At 70.0% G+C, this 15,961-nt stretch carries 14 protein-coding genes and 1 riboswitch; of the genes, 8 read left to right on the top strand and 6 right to left on the bottom strand.

Going from position 1 to position 15,961, the window contains the following annotated elements; all coding sequences use genetic code 11:
- The first annotated feature begins 25 nt into the window (after positions 1–25).
- From thiL to ACIGKL_RS08335, 7 genes are all read left to right on the top strand, one after another.
- The gene (gene thiL / locus ACIGKL_RS08365; protein ID WP_397486191.1) at positions 26–979 is read left to right on the top strand and encodes a thiamine-phosphate kinase; all 954 of its coding nucleotides are present in this window, start codon (positions 26–28) and stop codon (positions 977–979) included.
- Positions 980–994: 15 nt separating this feature from the next.
- Positions 995–1,522 carry a phosphatidylglycerophosphatase A gene (locus ACIGKL_RS08360; RefSeq protein ID WP_397486190.1) on the top strand — a complete coding sequence of 176 codons (528 nt, stop codon included), beginning with the start codon at positions 995–997 and terminating at the stop codon, positions 1,520–1,522.
- Positions 1,523–1,533: 11 nt separating this feature from the next.
- Positions 1,534–2,268: a substrate-binding periplasmic protein gene (locus ACIGKL_RS08355; RefSeq protein WP_397486189.1), complete on the top strand. Its 735-nt coding sequence runs from the start codon at positions 1,534–1,536 to the stop codon at positions 2,266–2,268.
- Between the two features lie 17 nt (positions 2,269–2,285).
- Positions 2,286–2,930: a TIGR02281 family clan AA aspartic protease gene (locus ACIGKL_RS08350; RefSeq protein ID WP_397486188.1), complete on the top strand. Its 645-nt coding sequence runs from the start codon at positions 2,286–2,288 to the stop codon at positions 2,928–2,930.
- Between the two features lie 111 nt (positions 2,931–3,041).
- The gene (ribA, locus tag ACIGKL_RS08345; protein ID WP_397486187.1) at positions 3,042–3,662 is read left to right on the top strand and encodes a GTP cyclohydrolase II; all 621 of its coding nucleotides are present in this window, start codon (positions 3,042–3,044) and stop codon (positions 3,660–3,662) included.
- On the top strand, positions 3,659–4,072 hold the full coding sequence (locus tag ACIGKL_RS08340) for an MFS transporter (RefSeq protein WP_397486186.1): 414 nt from the start codon (positions 3,659–3,661) through the stop codon (positions 4,070–4,072). The genes ribA and ACIGKL_RS08340 overlap by 4 nt, the downstream gene beginning before the upstream one ends.
- Entirely contained in the window at positions 4,072–4,866 is a 795-nt protein-coding gene (locus ACIGKL_RS08335; RefSeq protein ID WP_397486185.1) for a cobalamin-binding protein, read from the top strand. Before ACIGKL_RS08340 ends, ACIGKL_RS08335 begins: the two co-directional genes overlap by 1 nt.
- A gap of 243 nt (positions 4,867–5,109) precedes the next feature.
- Here the strand turns inward: ACIGKL_RS08335 and ACIGKL_RS08330 are convergent, their stop codons facing one another.
- From ACIGKL_RS08330 to ACIGKL_RS08305, 6 genes are all read right to left on the bottom strand, one after another.
- Positions 5,110–6,975, bottom strand: a complete 1,866-nt coding sequence (locus tag ACIGKL_RS08330; RefSeq protein ID WP_397486184.1) for a TonB-dependent receptor domain-containing protein — start codon at positions 6,973–6,975, stop codon at positions 5,110–5,112.
- An 89-nt stretch (positions 6,976–7,064) separates the two neighbouring features.
- Positions 7,065–7,267, bottom strand: a riboswitch (cobalamin riboswitch).
- Positions 7,268–7,340: 73 nt separating this feature from the next.
- Positions 7,341–9,242: a 1-deoxy-D-xylulose-5-phosphate synthase gene (gene dxs, locus ACIGKL_RS08325; protein WP_397486183.1), complete on the bottom strand. Its 1,902-nt coding sequence runs from the start codon at positions 9,240–9,242 to the stop codon at positions 7,341–7,343.
- 104 nt (positions 9,243–9,346) lie between these two features.
- Entirely contained in the window at positions 9,347–12,619 is a 3,273-nt protein-coding gene (locus ACIGKL_RS08320; RefSeq protein ID WP_397486182.1) for a carboxyl transferase domain-containing protein, read from the bottom strand.
- A gap of 149 nt (positions 12,620–12,768) precedes the next feature.
- Positions 12,769–13,656, bottom strand: a complete 888-nt coding sequence (locus ACIGKL_RS08315) for a polyprenyl synthetase family protein (protein ID WP_397486181.1) — start codon at positions 13,654–13,656, stop codon at positions 12,769–12,771.
- Entirely contained in the window at positions 13,653–13,895 is a 243-nt protein-coding gene (locus ACIGKL_RS08310; RefSeq protein ID WP_196460623.1) for an exodeoxyribonuclease VII small subunit, read from the bottom strand. The genes ACIGKL_RS08315 and ACIGKL_RS08310 overlap by 4 nt, the downstream gene beginning before the upstream one ends.
- 175 nt (positions 13,896–14,070) lie before the next feature.
- A complete protein-coding gene (locus ACIGKL_RS08305; protein WP_397486180.1) occupies positions 14,071–14,838 on the bottom strand; it encodes a sulfite exporter TauE/SafE family protein in 768 nt (255 codons plus the stop codon).
- Between the two features lie 135 nt (positions 14,839–14,973).
- On the opposite strand from ACIGKL_RS08305, the gene pcaQ reads away from it, so the two are divergent.
- Positions 14,974–15,906: a pca operon transcription factor PcaQ gene (gene pcaQ / locus ACIGKL_RS08300; protein WP_397486179.1), complete on the top strand. Its 933-nt coding sequence runs from the start codon at positions 14,974–14,976 to the stop codon at positions 15,904–15,906.
- The last annotated feature ends 55 nt before the right edge of the window (positions 15,907–15,961 follow it).

Below are 15,961 nucleotides of genomic sequence, written 5' to 3'. Positions count from 1 at the left end.
CTCCCAAAGGGAGAGGGGAGGCTCCATGGGTGAGTTCGAGCTGATCCGCCACTACTTCGCCGCCGCCCCCTGCGCGCAGGGCGGCGACGGCGTGGTTCGCGGCATCGGCGACGACTGCGCGCTGCTGGCGCTACCCGCCGGCGAGCAGCTGGCAGTGTCCACCGATACCCTGGTCGCCGGGGTGCATTTCCCCGATTCCTGCGATGCCTTCCTGCTCGGCCAGCGCGCGCTGGCGGTGTCCGCCAGCGACCTGGCCGCCATGGGCGCCACGCCGCTGGCCTTTACCCTGGCCCTGACCCTGCCCGCCGCCGAAGAAGCCTGGCTGGCCGAGTTCGCTCGTGGCCTGCAGCTGATGGCGCAGCACTGCTCGCTGGCGCTGGTCGGCGGCGACACCACGCGCGGCCCGCTGAGTCTGACCCTGAGCGTGTTCGGCCGGGTGCCGGCTGGCCAGGCGCTGACTCGCTGCGGCGCGCAAGTGGGCGATCTGCTTTGCGTCGGCGGCAGTCTCGGCGACGGCGCCGGCGCCTTGCCGCTGGTGCTGGGGCAGCAGACGGCCGCGGCCGAACTCGCCGAGCCCCTGCTGGCGCGCTACTGGTCGCCGCAGCCGCAGCTGGCCCTGGGCCAGGCCCTGCGCGGGCGGGCCACGGCGGCGCTGGATATCTCCGACGGCCTGCTCGCCGACTGCGGGCATATCGCCAAGGCCTCGGGCGTCGCCCTGCAGGTCGAACAGGCGCGGCTGCCGCTATCGCCGGCATTGCTGGCGTTCGCCGGCGAGCGTCAGGCGCTGGCCTGTGCGCTAAGCGGTGGCGACGACTACCGACTGGCCTTTACCCTACCGCCCGCCTGGCTCGCCGACCTGCAGACCGAGTGGCCCGAGGTGCGCGCCATCGGCCGGGTGCTGGCCGGCAGCGGCGTGCAGCTGCTGGATGGCGCGGGGCGACTGGTCGCGCCGCCGCGCAGCGGTTACCAACATTTCTGACAGGATGAATGCCGCGTGACCGATCACCCCAACCAGGTTCCCGCCGAGTACGTCCCGCCTTCGGTGTGGCGCAATCCCTGGCACTTCATCGCCTTCGGCTTCGGCTCCGGCACCCTGCCCAAGGCGCCGGGCACCTGGGGCTCGCTGGTGGCGCTGCCGTTCGTGCCGCTGTGGCAGATGCTGCCGGACTGGGGCTACTGGCTGATGCTGGGGGTGACCATGCTGTTCGGCTTCTGGCTGTGCGGCAAGGTCGCCGATGACCTCAAGGTGCACGACCACGAAGGCATCGTCTGGGACGAGATGGTCGGCATGTGGATCACCCTGTGGCTGGTGCCCGAGGGCTGGGGCTGGCTGCTGCTAGGCTTTCTCATGTTCCGCCTGTTCGACATCGTCAAGCCCTGGCCGATCCGCTGGATCGACCGCCATGTGCACGGCGGCGTCGGCATCATGCTCGACGACGTGATCGCCGGGGTGTTCGCCTGGCTGGCCATGCAGGGCCTGGTCTGGGGCTGGGACAACTACGCGGCATCGTTGGGCTTCTAGAGGGCAAGGGCATGGCGCTGACGGGCTGGCTGCTGGCCGGCGTGTTGCTGCTGATCGGGGCGAGCGGGGCGCAGGCGCAGGACGCCCCGCCCGGCGAGATCCGCCTGGCCAGCGAGGTGTGGAACGGGCACACCCATGCCGATGGCACCGGGCTGGCCTGGGACGTGCTGCGCCGGGTGTTCGAGCCGGCCGGCGTGGCCTTGCGCATTCACAGCGTGCCCTATACCCGTTCCATCGGCCTGGTGCAGCGCGGCGAGGCCGATGCCTGGGTCGGCTCCTACCGCGACGAGGTCGGCGAGGGGGTGTTCTACCCGCGCTGGCACTACGACGCCGACCAGATCGCCGCGCTCGGCCTACGCGACAAGCCGCAACTGACCCTGGACAAGCTCGCCGACTACCGCCTGGCCTGGATGCGTGGCTACGGCTACCAGGCCTATCTGCCGAATGTGCGCGACTACCGGGAAATTCACCGGCGTAGCGGTATCCTCGGCATGCTCGAGCTGGGCCACGCGGATTTCTATATCGACGCCCGCACCGAGGTCGACGACGTGCTGAGCGAGGCGCCGGACGCCGGGCGCTACCGCATCAGCGAACTGACCCGCCTGCCGCTGTACCTCGGCTTCGCCGACACCCCGCGTGGCCGCCGCCTGGCCGAGGTCTACGACCGGCGCCTGGGCGAGCTGATGGCCAGCGGCGAGTTGCGCCCGCTGTTCGAGCGCTGGCAGCAACCCTATCCCTTCGACTGAGCCGGGAGGCCGTCCCCATGCAATTGCGCCACTGCCTCGTTGTTCTCGGCCTGCTGTTCGGCCCGCTGTGCTGGGCCGCCTCGCAGGTGCAGGTGGTCGGCCTGTTCCCCGGCGCGGCGGTGCTCAACGTCGACGGCCAGCGCAAGCTGGTGCGGGTCGGCCAGAGCGGGCCGGGCGGGGTGCAGGTGGTCAGCGTCGACAAGCAGGGCGCGGTGCTGCGGGTCGACGGCGTCGAGCGCAGCTATCCGCTGAGCCGCGAATACAGCGCCGGCTTCGCCGAGCCGGCGAAGAAACGTCTGAGCATCGCCAAGGGCATCGGCGGCCACTACTGGGTGGCCGGCTCGGTCAACGGTCAGACCGTGCAGTTCCTGGTGGACACCGGCGCCACCTCGGTGGCGCTCAATGACGCCCATGCCAAACGCTTGGGCATCGATTACCGGGTCAGCGGCCGGCCGCTGCAGGTCAACACCGCCAGCGGCGTCACCCGTGGCTGGCGGGTGATGCTTGACCGGGTGAAGATCGGCGACCTGGAGGTGCTCGGCGTCGAGGCCGTGGTGCTGGAGGGTGGCGCGCCGCACGAGGCGCTGCTGGGCATGAGTTTTCTCGGCCGGGTCGGCTGGCGCGAGGAACAGGGCATGCTGGTGCTCGAATCCAAGCTCTGAGACCGGCATTGAGCGTTTCGATACTGATGATCGGCAATTCAGGCTGACCCGGCGGCGGGGCCTGCTGATACAATGCCGCCCCTGTTTCGTACTCATTGCTAGGAGTATCCGGTGTCCGTCGTGTTCGTCGCCGCCTCCCAACTGCCCACGCCCTTCGGTGTGTTCACCATGCACGGTTTCCTCGACCAGGCCACCGGCAAGGAACACGTCGCCCTGACCTTCGGTAACGTGGCCGACGGTGCGCCGGTGCTGGGCCGTCTGCACTCCGAGTGCCTGACCGGCGACGCCCTGTTCAGCCTGCGCTGCGACTGCGGCGCGCAGCTGCAGGCGGCGCTGCAGGCGATCGCCCAGGAAGGCCGCGGCGTGCTGCTGTACCTGCGTCAGGAAGGTCGTGGCATCGGCCTGCTGAACAAGATCCGCGCCTACGAGCTGCAGGACGGCGGCGCCGACACAGTCGAGGCCAACGAGCGCCTGGGCTTCGGCGCCGACCAGCGCGACTACGCGATCTGCCAGCCGATGCTCGCCCACCTGGGCATCCAGAGCCTCAAGCTGATGACCAACAACCCGCGCAAGGTCAAGGCGCTGGGCGACATGGGCATCAATGTGGATCACCGCGTGCCGCTGCAGATCGAGCACAACCCCTACAACAAGCGCTACCTCGCGACCAAGGCCGGCAAGCTCGGTCATATGCTGGGCAACCAGCACCAGGGCGAGGCCGAGGACAGCCTGTGACCCGCGGCCAGGTCAAGCGGCGCCTGGCACTGGCCTGGTGGCGCCAGCTGGGCGTGGCCCTGGCGCCGTTGTTCGTCTTCAACCTGCTGTTCGGCGGCGGCGGCGCCCAGGTGCTGAGCCTGCCGCTGTTCGTCGCCGGCCTGGCCTCGATGTTCGTCAGTCTGCCGCTGTTCGCCGCCTACAAGCGTGCGCTGATCGCCACCGACCAGGCCCTGGACAGCGACTCCGAGCCGGCCGCCTGGCTGGAGCTGGATCGTGTGCGTTTGCGCGCCCTGCTCGGTGCGGCGCTGCCGGCCTGGATCGCCGCCCTGGCGGTGCTGGCCGGGCTGGAGGCGATACCGCTGATGCTGCTGGCGCTGTCGAGCATCGTCCTGCACTGCCTCTACCGCATTCCCCGCCAACTCGGCTGATGCGCGCGCTGCTGCTCGCCCTGTGGCTGCTGGCCCTGCCGCTGGCGGCCGCGCCGCGGGTGGTCAGCCTGGCGCCGTCGCTCAGCGAGATCATGCTCGAGCTGGATGCCGCCGACCTGCTGGTCGGCGTGCTCGCAGGCGACGAGCAGCCCGCCGCGCTGGCCCAGCTGCCCACCGTCGGCCGCTACGGCCAGCTGGAGTTCGAGCGCCTGCTGCAGCTGGCGCCCGACTTGATCCTGATCGCCCCGGGCAGCGTGCCGGCGGCGCAGCAGGCGCAGTTGCAGCGTTTCGGCATTGCCCAGCTGGTGGTCGAGCCGGCGCGCCTCGAGCAGTTGGCCGAGGCCTTTATCCTCGTCGCCGAGCGTATCGGTCGCGCCGAACGGGGCGAGCGGCTGGCGGCGGAGTTTCGCGACGAGCTGGCCGGGTTGCGCCAGCGTTACCGGCGCGAGCGGCCACTGGCGGTGTTCTATCAGGTCTGGCATCAGCCGCTCTATACCATCGGCGGCGAGCAGCTGATCGGCGATGCGCTGGCGGTGTGTGGTGCGCGCAACCTGTTCGCCGACCTGAGCCAGCCGGCGCCGCAGGTCGGCATCGAGGCGGTGCTGGCGCGCGACCCCGAGGTGATTCTCGGCGGCAGCAACGCCGAACTGGCGAACTGGCAGGCCTGGCCGCAGCTGCGCGCGGTGCGCCGCGGCCAGGTCTGGGCGGTGCCGGACAGGGGCCTGGAACGGCCCAGTCGGCAGATGCTCGGGGCCCTGGAACAACTCTGTGAGTTGTTGGCTGGGGCGCGGTGAGGGGCGGATTTACCCACGAGTCGTTGGATGCTTCGCGTAGGGTGGACATGGCGTCAGCCTTGTCCACCGTTGTCGGCCGGGCGGTGGACAAGCCTTCGGCATGTCCACCCTACGCGCTTGATGCGGCGTAACCCACCATGGGCGCAACGCGATCCATCGCCCGGTGGGTTACGCGGCGCGCCATAACCGCTGGCGTCCAGGCGTCAGTGTCCGGCGCCGCTAACCCACCCTACGAGTTGGTCGTCAGAGTTGCGGCGTCCAGGTGAGCGCGAACAGCGCGGTGCGGCCGGCGTTGTTGTAGCCGAAGCGGCTATTGGGCGTGCTGTAGGTGGCTTCGGCGTAATCCTTGTCCAGCAGGTTATCCAGTTTCAGGCTGAGCCCCACCTCCTGTGTGGCCTGCCAGGCAGCGCGCAGGCTGAGCAGACCGTAGCCGCCCAGTTCGATGTCGTTGTCGGCATCGTCGTAGCGACCGCTGACCGCGCGCCAGCCGGCGCCGAGCGAGACATCACCGAAGCGGCGGTCGAGATCCAGGCTCAGCGTGCGTTTGGCGCGGCGTTGCAAGGTATGGCCGCTGTCGCGGTCGCGCGGGTCGATCAAGGCCAGGGCCAGGTTGCCTTGCCAGCCGAACAGCTCCTGCTGCACGGCGACTTCGAAGCCATTGACCCGTGCAGTCTGGACGTTCTGCGGGATGAAGTTCTCGTCGAGGACGATGGCGTCCTCGATCTCGGTACGGTACAGCGACGCCTGCAGCGAGCCGCTGTCGCTGTAGTGGCTGCGCCACTGCAGTTCGTAGCTCTTGGAGCGTTCCGGATCGAGATCGGGGTTGGCGCTGGGGAAGCACAGGCCGCCGAAGCAGAAGTCGGGGAAGTACAGGTCGTTGAAGGTCGGTGCGCGGAAGCCTTCGCTGTAGGACAGGATCAGCTCGTTGGCCGCGTTCAGCGGCAGGGTCAGCGCCGCATTCCAGGTGTTCTCGCTGCCGAACTGCTGGTTGTCGTCGTGGCGCAGGCCCAGTTCGGTGGAGAAGGCCTCGCCGCTGTAGCGGTGCTGGATGAAGGCCGCGCGGTTCCAGCGCGAATCCTCGACGAAATCGGTGCTGCCCTGGGCGCGATCCTCGTACCAGTCGAGCCCCAGCAGCACTTGCTGGCTGTCGTTCAGGGTCAGGCGGTTGAGCCAGTTGGCCGAGTCGCGGTAGGTATTGAACTGGCTGAGCGAGCCGCCGGGTTGGTCGTTGCCGCTGTCGCGCTTGTCTTCGCTGTGGCCGATCTCCAGGCGACTGCTCCAGGTGTCGTTGATACGGCCGTCGAGGAAGGCCGAGACGCTGCTGAGGAGGAAGTCGGTGGTCGGCAGCGAACCGGTGAAGGTGTCGTCGTACTCCACCTGGCCGCGCTGGTCGAGGACGCTGAAGCCGGCCTGCAGGTCGTCGCTGAAACGGTGCGCCAGGTTCAGGCTGAGCGAGCGGTTGCGGTAGGCGTCGTCGTCGCCGTTGGCGCCGAAGCCGTCGCGGGTGGCGTCGATGCCGGCGGTCTCGTCCAGCGCTGCGCCGAGGTGAAAGCGCGTGCGCTCATCGCCACCGGACAGGCCGAGGCTGCGCTGGTAAGTGCTGTCGCTGCCGGCGGCCAGCCGTGCATGGGGCTTGAGGCCCTGGCCGTCACCCTGGCGAGTGAAGATCTGGATCACCCCGCCGATGGCGTCGGAGCCATACAGGGCCGAGCGCGGGCCGCGCACCACCTCGATCCGCTCGATCTGCTCGGGGGCGAGAAACTCCAGGCTGCTGGTGCCGCTGCTGGCCGAGGCGATGCGCTGGCCGTCCACCAGCACCAGGGTCTGCGCGCTGCTGGTGCCGCGCAGAAATATGCCGGTCTGGCTACCTGCGCCACCGGTGCGCACGACGCTGAGACCGGGGACGCGCTCGAGCAGTTCGGCAACGCTGCCGGCCTGCAGGCGCTCGATATCCGCCCGCTCGAACACCGTGGTGGCGGCGGTGGCCTGGGCTTGCGGTTCGGCCAGGCGCCCGGAGGTGATCACCAGCGGTTCGGCGGCGTAGGGTTCGGCGGCCAGGCTGAGGCCGGGCAGCACGGCGATGGCCAGGGCCAGGTGGGACAGTTTCATGATGGTTATTCCTCAAAGGTCGGCAGACGTTCGAGGAGGGCAGGGGCAAGCGCGCGCAGGGCGGCGCTTGACGGTGCGGCCCTCCGCAACACCAGTCGCACCGCCGGGGCCGGTCTCCGGGCTCACGACCCCGGTCCGCCTTCCCGGGAACACCCAGTGGCCTTGGACAAGGTGCAGGTTTGCGGCCTGCCGTCGATTACCGTTGCGGGGGCAGCGTCGGGATTGCCTGGATGGCGCACCGACTTCCCGTTTCACGCCGTGTTAGCGGCGCACCCTGGCGGAACATGCAATGCCGCGCACCCTAGTGCGCGGCGGGATGAATGACAAGCAAGGCCCGCTCATTCGGCGATGAGCGAGCCTCATGTTCAGAGCAGGGCCAGGCGCGCGCGCACCGCCGCTTCGATGCCGGCCTGGTCGAGGCCGCATTCTTTGAGCATCTGCGCCGGCTTGGCGTGTTCCACGTAGTAGTCGGGCAGGCCCAGCTGCAGCAGCGGCTTGACGATGTTCTCGGCGGCGAGGAACTCGCCGACCGCGCTGCCGGCGCCGCCCATCAGCGCGTTTTCCTCGATGCTCACCAGCAGCTCATGGCTGGCCGCCAGCTCGCGCAGCAGGGCGGTGTCCAGCGGTTTGACGAAGCGCATGTCGACCACCGTGGCGTCCAGCGTCTCGCCGACCTGCAGCGCCTCGGCCAGTTGCACGCCGAAGGCCAGCAGGGCGACGCGGCGCCCCTGGCGACGGACCAGGCCCTTGCCGATCTGCAGCGGCGCCAGGCCCGGCTCGATGACGGCGTTGGGGCCGCTGCCGCGCGGGTAGCGTACCGCCGCCGGGCCGTCGAACAGGTAGCCGGTGGTGAGCATGCGACGCAGCTCGTTCTCGTCGCTGGGGGTCATCACCAGCATGCCGGGGATGCAGCGCAGGTAGGAGATGTCGAAGCTGCCGGCGTGGGTCGGGCCGTCCTCGCCGACCAGGCCGGCGCGGTCGATGGCGAACAGCACGTCGAGGTTCTGCACCGCGACGTCGTGGATCAGCTGGTCGTAGCCGCGCTGGAGGAAGGTGGAGTAGATCGCCACCACCGGCTTGACCCCGTCGCAGGCCATGCCGGCGGCCAGGGTCACGGCGTGCTGCTCGGCGATGGCGACGTCGAAGTAGCGCGCCGGGAAGCGCTCGGCGAAGGCCACCAGGTCCGAGCCTTCCTTCATCGCCGGGGTGATGCCGACCAGGCGGTTGTCCTGCTCGGCCATGTCGCACAGCCACTGGCCGAATACGTTGGAGTATTTCGGGCCGGACGGCCGTTTCTGGCTGGAGAGCGGCGCGGCATCGGGTTTGACCGGCTCCAGTTTGGTGATGGCGTGGTAGCCGATCGGGTCGGCCTCGGCCGGGGCGAAACCCTTGCCCTTCTTGGTCACCACATGGAGGAACTGCGGGCCCTCCAGGTCGCGCATATTGCGCAGGGTGGCGAGCAGGGTGGGCAGGTCGTGGCCGTCGATGGGGCCGATATAGTTCCAGCCCAGTTCCTCGAACAGGGTGCCGGGCACCAGCATGCCCTTGGCGTGTTCCTCGGTCTTGCGTGCGATCTCCCAGGCGCCGGGCAGGCGCGAGAGGATCTTCTTGCTGCCCTCGCGCATGCTGGCGTAGGTGCGGCTGGAGAGGATCTTGGCCAGGTAGTTGGACAGCCCGCCGACATTCTTGGAGATCGACATGTCGTTGTCGTTGAGCACCACCAGCATGTTGGCGCCGACCTCGCTGGCGTGGTTGAGCGCCTCGAAGGCCATGCCGGCGGTCAGTGCGCCGTCGCCGATCACCGCCACGCTCTTGCGCTTCTCGCCCTGCAGGCGGGCGGCGATGGCCATGCCCAGTGCGGCGCTGACGCTGGTGCTGGAGTGGCCGACGCCGAAGGTGTCGTACTCGCTCTCGCTGCGGCGCGGGAAGGCGGCCAGGCCGTCCTTCTGGCGCAGCGTGGCCATGCGCTCGCGACGGCCGGTGAGGATCTTGTGCGGGTAGGCCTGGTGGCCGACGTCCCACACCAGGCGGTCGTCGGGGGTGTCGAAGACGTAGTGCAGGGCGATGGTCAGCTCGATCACGCCGAGGCCGGCGCCGAAATGGCCACCGCTCTGGCCGACGCTGTAGAGCAGGTACTGGCGCAGTTCGTCGGCGAGGGTTTCCAGGTCCGCTTCGGCCAGCCGGCGCAGCTCGTCCGGCGTGTTGGCGCGGTCCAGCAGGGGCGTCAGCGGGCGCTCGCGGGGGATCTCGTGGAAAGTGGTCGGCATCAGGCGAATCGTTATAGGGGTAAAAAGATGCGGCAGTTTACCCGAAAACCACCGCCGCAAGCTTCAAGCCCTGCGCGACAGGCCGGCGCGCCTGTGCCAGGCCTCTACCAGGTATCGACGAACGGCCGTTTCTTGCCCTCGCGCGCGGCGGCTTTGGGCGCGGCGGCCAGCCCGCGCAGCAGCCAGGCGCGGCTGTCGGCCGGGTCGATCACCGCGTCGATTTCCAGGTAGCTGGCCATGTTCAGCGCCTTACCGTTTTCGTAGGCCTTGGCCACCAGCTTGTCGAACAGCGCCTGGCGCGCGGCGTCGTCCGCCTGGGCCGCCAGCTCCTTGGCGAAACCCAGGCGCACCGCGCCCTCCAGGCCCATGGCGCCGAACTCGGCGCTGGGCCAGGCGGCGGTGAACAAGGGCGCGTGGAAGCTGCCGGCGGCCATGGCCTGGGCGCCGAGGCCGTAGCCCTTGCGCAGCACCAGGGTGAAGAAGGGCACCGTGAGGCTGGCAGCGGTGACGAACAGGCGCGACACGTGGCGCACCGTGGCCTGCTTCTCCGCCTCCGGCCCGACCATAAAGCCTGGGGTATCGCACAGCGAGACGATGGGCAGGTCGTGCGCCTCGCACAGTTGCAGGAAGCGCGCTGCCTTGTCGCCGGCCGCGGCGTCGATGGCGCCGCCCAGGTGCGCGGGGTTGTTGGCGAGCAAGCCGAACGGCCTGCCCTCGATGCGGATCAGCGCGGTGATCAGGCCGGGGGCGAACGCGCGACGCAGCTCCAGCACGCTGCCCTCGTCGGCCAGCAGTTCGATGACCTTGCGCATGTCGTAGACGCGCAGGCGGTTTTCCGGGATCACCTGGCGCAGCTCGCGGGGATCGCTGCATAGCCAGTCGCTCACCGGGCCCTGGAAATAGCCCAGGTACTGCTTGGCCACGACGACCGCCTCGGCCTCGTCGGCCACCAGCACATCGATCACCCCGTTGGGACCCTGCACGCTGGTCGGGCCGACCTGCTCGGGGGTGAAACTGCCGAGGCCGCCGCCCTCGATCATCGCCGGGCCGGCCATGCCGATGGTCGCATTCTGCGTGGCGATGATCAGGTCGCAGCAGCCGAGCAGGGCGGCGTTGCCGGCGAAGCAGCGGCCGGAGACCACGCCCACGGTCGGCACCAGGCCGGAGAGCCTGGCCATGGCGGCGAAGGTGTGGCAGTCCAGCCCGGCCACGCCGACGAAATCGCTGTCGCCGGGGCGGCCGCCGCCGCCCTCGGCGAACAGCACCACGGGCAGGCGCCACTGCGCCGCGAGGCCGAGCAGGCGGTCGGTCTTCTTGTGGTTCATCACCCCCTGGGTGCCGGCGAACACCGTGTAGTCGTAGGCGATGGCCAGGCAGCGCGCCGCCTCGGCGCCGAAGCGCTCGGCATTCACCGTGCCGGTGCCGCCGATCAGGCCGTCGGCCGGGCTCAGCACCAGCAGTTCCTCGGCCGAACGCCGGCGGCGCTGGGCGGCCAGGGCCAGGGCGCCGTATTCGTTGAAACTGCCGGCGTCGAGCAGGTCGGCGAGGTTTTCCCGCGCGGTGCGCTGGCCGCTCTTGCGCCGCTTGGCCACGGCTTCGGGGCGGCGCGCATCGGTGAGGCGGGCATGGCGTTCGAGCACTTCGGCCAGGTCGGCGCGGATATGCGCCAGGTCGACCGCCTGCTCGCCGTGCTCGGCGAGGCCATCCACCTCGGCCGGCTGCAGGAACGCCATCGCCTGGCCCTCACCGATGGCGTCACCGGGGGCCACGGCCAGCGCGCGGACGATACCGCTGTGCTCGGCCTTGACCTCGAACTCCATCTTCATCGCCTCCAGCACGGCGATGCGCTGGCCCGCGGCCACGGCGTCGCCTTCGGCCACCGCCAGGCTGACCAGCACGCCGGCGCTGGGCGCGCTCAGTGCCAGGGTGCCGGGCGGGGCGTCGAGGCTGGATCTGGCGCCTTGCGCAGATGCGTCGCCGGCAAAGTAGCGGTGCGGATGCGCCTGTTCGCGGGCGGCCAGCAGCTCGCTCAGGTGACGCTCGACGTAGGTGGTATCGACCCGGTTGGCCAGCACCTCGTCGCGCTGCAGCAGGTTCTGCAGCAGATGCAGGTTGCTCGCTACGCCTTCGAGGCGGAACTCGCACAGCCCGCGGTAGGCGCGGCGCAGGGCGCCGGGGTAGTCGCTGGCGATGGCGATCAGTTTGGCGATCAGCGAATCGTAGGCCGGGCTGACGGCGTAGCCGGCATAGCCGCAGCCATCCACGCGCAGGCCGGGGCCGCAGGGCGGCTGGTAGGCGCCCAGCACGCCGCTGGCCGGGCGCGCCGTACCGTCGGCGTGCAGGGTTTCCAGGTTCAGGCGCAGCTGTACGGCATAGCCTTTCGCTGGCGGCGGAGTGAGCAGGCCCAGCTCGGCCAGGCTGCTGCCGGCGGCCAGGTGCAGTTGCGTATGCAGCAGATCGACGCCGGTGACCTGCTCGGTGACGGTGTGCTCCACCTGCACGCGCGGGTTGGCTTCCATGAAGTAGAAGCGCCCGGGCTGGTCGAGGTCGAGCAGGAATTCGAAGGTGCCGATGCCGCGATACCGCACCTCGGCGGCCAGGCGCAGGGCGCTGGCGATGATGGCCTCGCGGGTGGCGGCGTCCAGATCGGGGCTGGGGGCGATTTCCACCAGTTTCTGGTGACGGCGCTGCAGGCTGCAGTCGCGCTCCCACAGGTGGCTGACTGCGCCGCTGCCATCGCCGAGCACCTGCACTTCGATATGCCGGGCGCGGCGCACGCGCTTCTCCACGTACAGCGCGCCGCTGCCGAAGGCGCCCTGGGCCTCGGAGGTGCAGCGGGCGAAAGCCTCGGCCAGCTGCGCGGCATCCTCCACCGCGCGCATGCCGCGCCCGCCGCCGCCGGCCAGGGCCTTGAGCATCACGCTGCCGTGTTCGGCGAGAAAGTCCGCGGCCTGCTCCGGCGTCACCGCCTGGTTGATCCCCGGTACCAGCGGTACGTCGCAGCGTTCGGCCAGGGCGCGGGCGGCGGCCTTGTCGCCGAACAGTTGCAGGGTTTCCGGCGTAGGGCCGACGAAGCACAGCCCGGCCTCCTGGCAGCGGCGGGCGAACTCGGCGTTCTCGGCGAGAAAGCCGTAGCCGGGATGGATGGCGCTGCAACCCTGCTCGCGGGCGATGGCGATCAGCTGATCCATATCCAGATAGGCCGTCGGGCCGCGCCCGACCAGCGCCACGGCGAGGTCGGCCTTGCGTATGTGCAGACAGCTGCCGTCGTCCTCGGCATACACCGCCACGCTGCGGATACCGAGGTCGGCGCAGGCCTGGGCGATGCGGATGGCGATCTCGCCGCGGTTGGCGATCAGCAGGGCGGAAAAGGGCATGGCGGCTCCGGACGTCTTGTCGTTATGGAGCCATCTTAGGAGGCTGGTCGCGGGGGTAAAGCAAGCCTTATGTGGCGATCATGCCAACATAGATGCAAATGATGATGGCGCGCGGCTTTCGCGGCTTAAGCCGCTCCCACGAGAGCGGCCTAGCTGCGCCGCTCGACTATATAACGCGCCAGCTCGCGCAGCGGCTCGGCCTGGCTGCCGAAGGGGCGCAGCAGGTGCAGGGCCTGGTCGCGCAGTTCCAGGGCGTAGGCCTTGGCGGCGTCGAGGCCGAGCAGGGCGGGGTAGGTGGGCTTGTGGTTGGCCTCATCCTTGCCTTGGGTCTTGCCCAGGGTGGCGGTGTCGCTCTCCACGTCGAGGATGTCGTCCTGCACCTGGAAGGCCAGGCCGATGGCGCGGGCGTACTGCTGCAGCGCCTTGAGACCGAGCTCGTCGGCGTTGCCGCTGGCCAGGGCGCCGAGCTGCACGCTGGCCTCGATCAGCGCGCCGGTCTTGTGCCGGTGCATGGTTTCCAGGGCGCTCTGGTCGAGCGGCAGGCCCACCGCGCCGAGGTCGATGGCCTGGCCGCCGACCATGCCGGCCGGCCCGGCGGCGGCACTCAGGGCCGCGATCATCTGCAGGCGGGTCTCGGCGTCCTGCGGGTTGCGCCGGCGGTCGGCGAGCACCTCGAAGGCCAGGCTCTGCAGGCCATCGCCGGCGAGGATGGCGCAGGCTTCGTCGAAGGCCTTGTGGGTGGTGGGCTGGCCGCGGCGCAGGTCGTCGTCGTCCATCGCCGGCAGGTCGTCGTGCACCAGCGAGTAGGCGTGGATCAGCTCCACCGCGCAGGCGGCGCCATCGGCGCGGTCCAGCTTGCCGCCCAATGCCTCGCAGGCGGCGTAGACCAGCAGCGGGCGCACGCGCTTGCCGCCGTTCATCACGCTGTAGCGCATGGCCTGGTAGAGGCGTTCGAGCTCCGCGCGCGGGGCCTGGAACAGCGGCTCGAGGGCGGCGTCGACGCGGGCCTGGCAGCTCGTCTGGTAGGCCTTGATCATGCCGCCGGGTCCGCGTCGAACGGCGCCGGCTCCAACTCGCCGTCGCGTTCCAGCAGAATTTGCACCTTCTGCTCGGCCTGGGCCAGGGCGGCCTGGCATTCGCGGGTCAGGCCGATGCCCTGCTCGAAGGCGGTCAGCGAGTCTTCCAGCGACAGCTCGCCGCTCTCCAGGCGCTCGACCAGCGCCTGCAGCTCGGCGAGGGAATGTTCGAAGTCGGGGGCGGCTTTCTTGCGGGCCATGGCGGCGGGTCTCGGGCAGCGTAGAAACGGGCGCGACACTAGCAGAGCCGCGCCCCTCGGGCAAATCAGCGGGCAGCGGGTGGGTTAGCCGAGGGCGTAGCCCGCGATTGGGCCGCGCGTAGGGTGCGCTGTGCGCACCAACGAGGCCGCGGTGTACCGGTGCGCACGGCGCACCCTACGCCAGATAGGTGACCCAGAAGTAATACAGCGTCATCCCGCTACCCACCAGAATGACCAAGGCGCGCAGCAGCGCCGGCGGCAGCTTCTCGCCCAGTGCGCCGCCGGCGTAGCCGCCAAGGGTGGCGCCGGTGAGCAGGATGGCCAGCTCGTACCAGCTGACCCGCCCGGCGATGACGAAGGTGAGGGTGGCGATGCTGTAGATCACCGCCGAGATCAGGTTCTTCAGCGCGTTGGCGCGGGCCAGGGCGTGGCCCTCGATGGAGAAGGCGGCCAGCTGCAGGATGCCCATGCCGGCGCCGAAGTAGCCGCCGTAGATCGACACGCCGATATGCGCACCGAGCGACAGCGGCGTGTGTGGCGGATGCTCGGCGGGCTTGCGCCGCGCCGCCAGCCAGCGACCCAGCCAGGGACTGGCGGCGAACAGCGCGGTAGCCGCCAGCAGCAGCCAGGGGATCAGCACGCGGAACACCTCGTCGCCGCCGCCCAGCAGCAACAGGCCGCCGAGCAGACCGCCGGCCAGCCCGGCCAGCAGCAGCGGCAGCAGATAGCGACCCAGCGGCCGCAGCGAGGCGCGCGCGGCCCAGGCACCGGCCAGGCTGGCCGGCCACAGCGCCACGGCGTTGGTGGCACCCGCCGTCACCGGCGGCAGGCCGGCGGCGAGCAGGGCCGGGAAGGAGAAGAAGGTGCCGCCGCCGGCCAGGGCATTCATGCCGCCGGCGGCGAAACCGGCGAGGACCAACAGCAGCAGATCGGGCAGGGACATGGCGCAGGCTCGCACAAAAAGAGGGCAGCATAGAGCTGACGCATCGGTCAGCCAAGTGCGACCAAGGTGCAGTGGGCCGCTGGGCTGGCCCGGCGCTTTGCGGCATGATCGACGCGTCCTTCTCCGGTGCCCGCGATGAACATCGACACCCGAATCAAATTCCGCCACCTGCTGTGCTTTCTCGAGATCGCCCGTCAGCGCAGCTTCGCCAAGGCCGCCGATGCCCTGGCGGTGAGCCAGCCGGCGATCTCCAAGACGCTCAAGGAGCTGGAGGAAATCCTCGCCGCCAGCCTGTTCGAACGCGGCAAGAGCGGCGTGACCCTGACTCCGGCCGGGGTGGCTTTCATGCGCTACGCCGGGCCTTGCGTGCAGGCGCTGCGCGACGGGGTCAACAGCCTGCGCGGCGGCGAGCACGAGGCCGGGCAGGTGCGCGTCGGCGTGCTGTCCACCGTCGAGAGCCTGCTGATTCCCGAGGTGGTGCGGCGCCTGCACCAGCGCCATGCGGCGCTGGTGGTCAGCGTCGCCACCGGGCCGGGCGCCTACCTGCTCGGTCAGTTGCGGGTCGGCGAGCTGGACCTGGTGGTCGGGCGCATGACCGACAGCCCGGACATCCAGGGCCTGACCTTCGAGCACCTGTACAGCGAATCGATGAGCCTGGTGGTGCGCCCCGGTCACCCGCTGCTGGCCGCAGGCGCCGCGGCCCTGGGGCGGCTTGGCGATTACCCGTTGGTGCTGCCGACGGCCGGCACCACCATCCGCAAGCACGCCGACAGCCTGTTCGTGCAGTGCGGGGTGACGCCCTCGCGGCAGCGCCTGGAGACCCTGTCGCCGGCGCTCAGTCGGCGCTACGTGCTGTCCGGCGATGCGCTGTGGGTGGCGCCGCAGGATGCGGTGTGCCTGGACGTGCAGCGCGGCGAGCTGGTCGAGCTGCAGCTGGGCGTGCAGGAGCCGGGCGGCTCGGTGGGCATCTGCCGCAACGGCGCGCTGGCCCTGCCGCTGGCCGCCGAGCAGTTCTGCGCGGCGCTGCGCGAGGTGGCCGAGGCCTACCGCGAGGGGCTGTTTTCATAACCATTCGGTTATGGATTGGCGGCGTCTTTTCAATATGCCCCGCGCGCGCTTTGCC

Origin of the sequence: Pseudomonas sp. NPDC077186 (assembly GCF_044543505.1) — a bacterium.
Classification (GTDB): domain Bacteria; phylum Pseudomonadota; class Gammaproteobacteria; order Pseudomonadales; family Pseudomonadaceae; genus Aquipseudomonas.
This window is presented reverse-complemented; position numbering and strand designations above follow the sequence as displayed.

Excerpts from the sequence above, each read along its gene's own strand:
- thiL (WP_397486191.1), top strand. The coding sequence starts at position 26 with ATGGGTGAGTTCGAGCTGATCCGCCACTACTTCGCCGCCGCCCCCTGC.
- ACIGKL_RS08310 (WP_196460623.1), bottom strand. The coding sequence starts at position 13,895 with ATGGCCCGCAAGAAAGCCGCCCCCGACTTCGAACATTCCCTCGCCGAG.
- ACIGKL_RS08320 (WP_397486182.1), bottom strand. The coding sequence starts at position 12,619 with ATGCCCTTTTCCGCCCTGCTGATCGCCAACCGCGGCGAGATCGCCATC.
- ACIGKL_RS08335 (WP_397486185.1), top strand. The coding sequence starts at position 4,072 with ATGCGCGCGCTGCTGCTCGCCCTGTGGCTGCTGGCCCTGCCGCTGGCG.
- ACIGKL_RS08305 (WP_397486180.1), bottom strand. The coding sequence starts at position 14,838 with ATGTCCCTGCCCGATCTGCTGCTGTTGGTCCTCGCCGGTTTCGCCGCC.
- ACIGKL_RS08315 (WP_397486181.1), bottom strand. The coding sequence starts at position 13,656 with ATGATCAAGGCCTACCAGACGAGCTGCCAGGCCCGCGTCGACGCCGCC.
- dxs (WP_397486183.1), bottom strand. The coding sequence starts at position 9,242 with ATGCCGACCACTTTCCACGAGATCCCCCGCGAGCGCCCGCTGACGCCC.
- ACIGKL_RS08355 (WP_397486189.1), top strand. The coding sequence starts at position 1,534 with ATGGCGCTGACGGGCTGGCTGCTGGCCGGCGTGTTGCTGCTGATCGGG.
- ACIGKL_RS08330 (WP_397486184.1), bottom strand. The coding sequence starts at position 6,975 with ATGAAACTGTCCCACCTGGCCCTGGCCATCGCCGTGCTGCCCGGCCTC.
- ACIGKL_RS08350 (WP_397486188.1), top strand. The coding sequence starts at position 2,286 with ATGCAATTGCGCCACTGCCTCGTTGTTCTCGGCCTGCTGTTCGGCCCG.
- pcaQ (WP_397486179.1), top strand. The coding sequence starts at position 14,974 with ATGAACATCGACACCCGAATCAAATTCCGCCACCTGCTGTGCTTTCTC.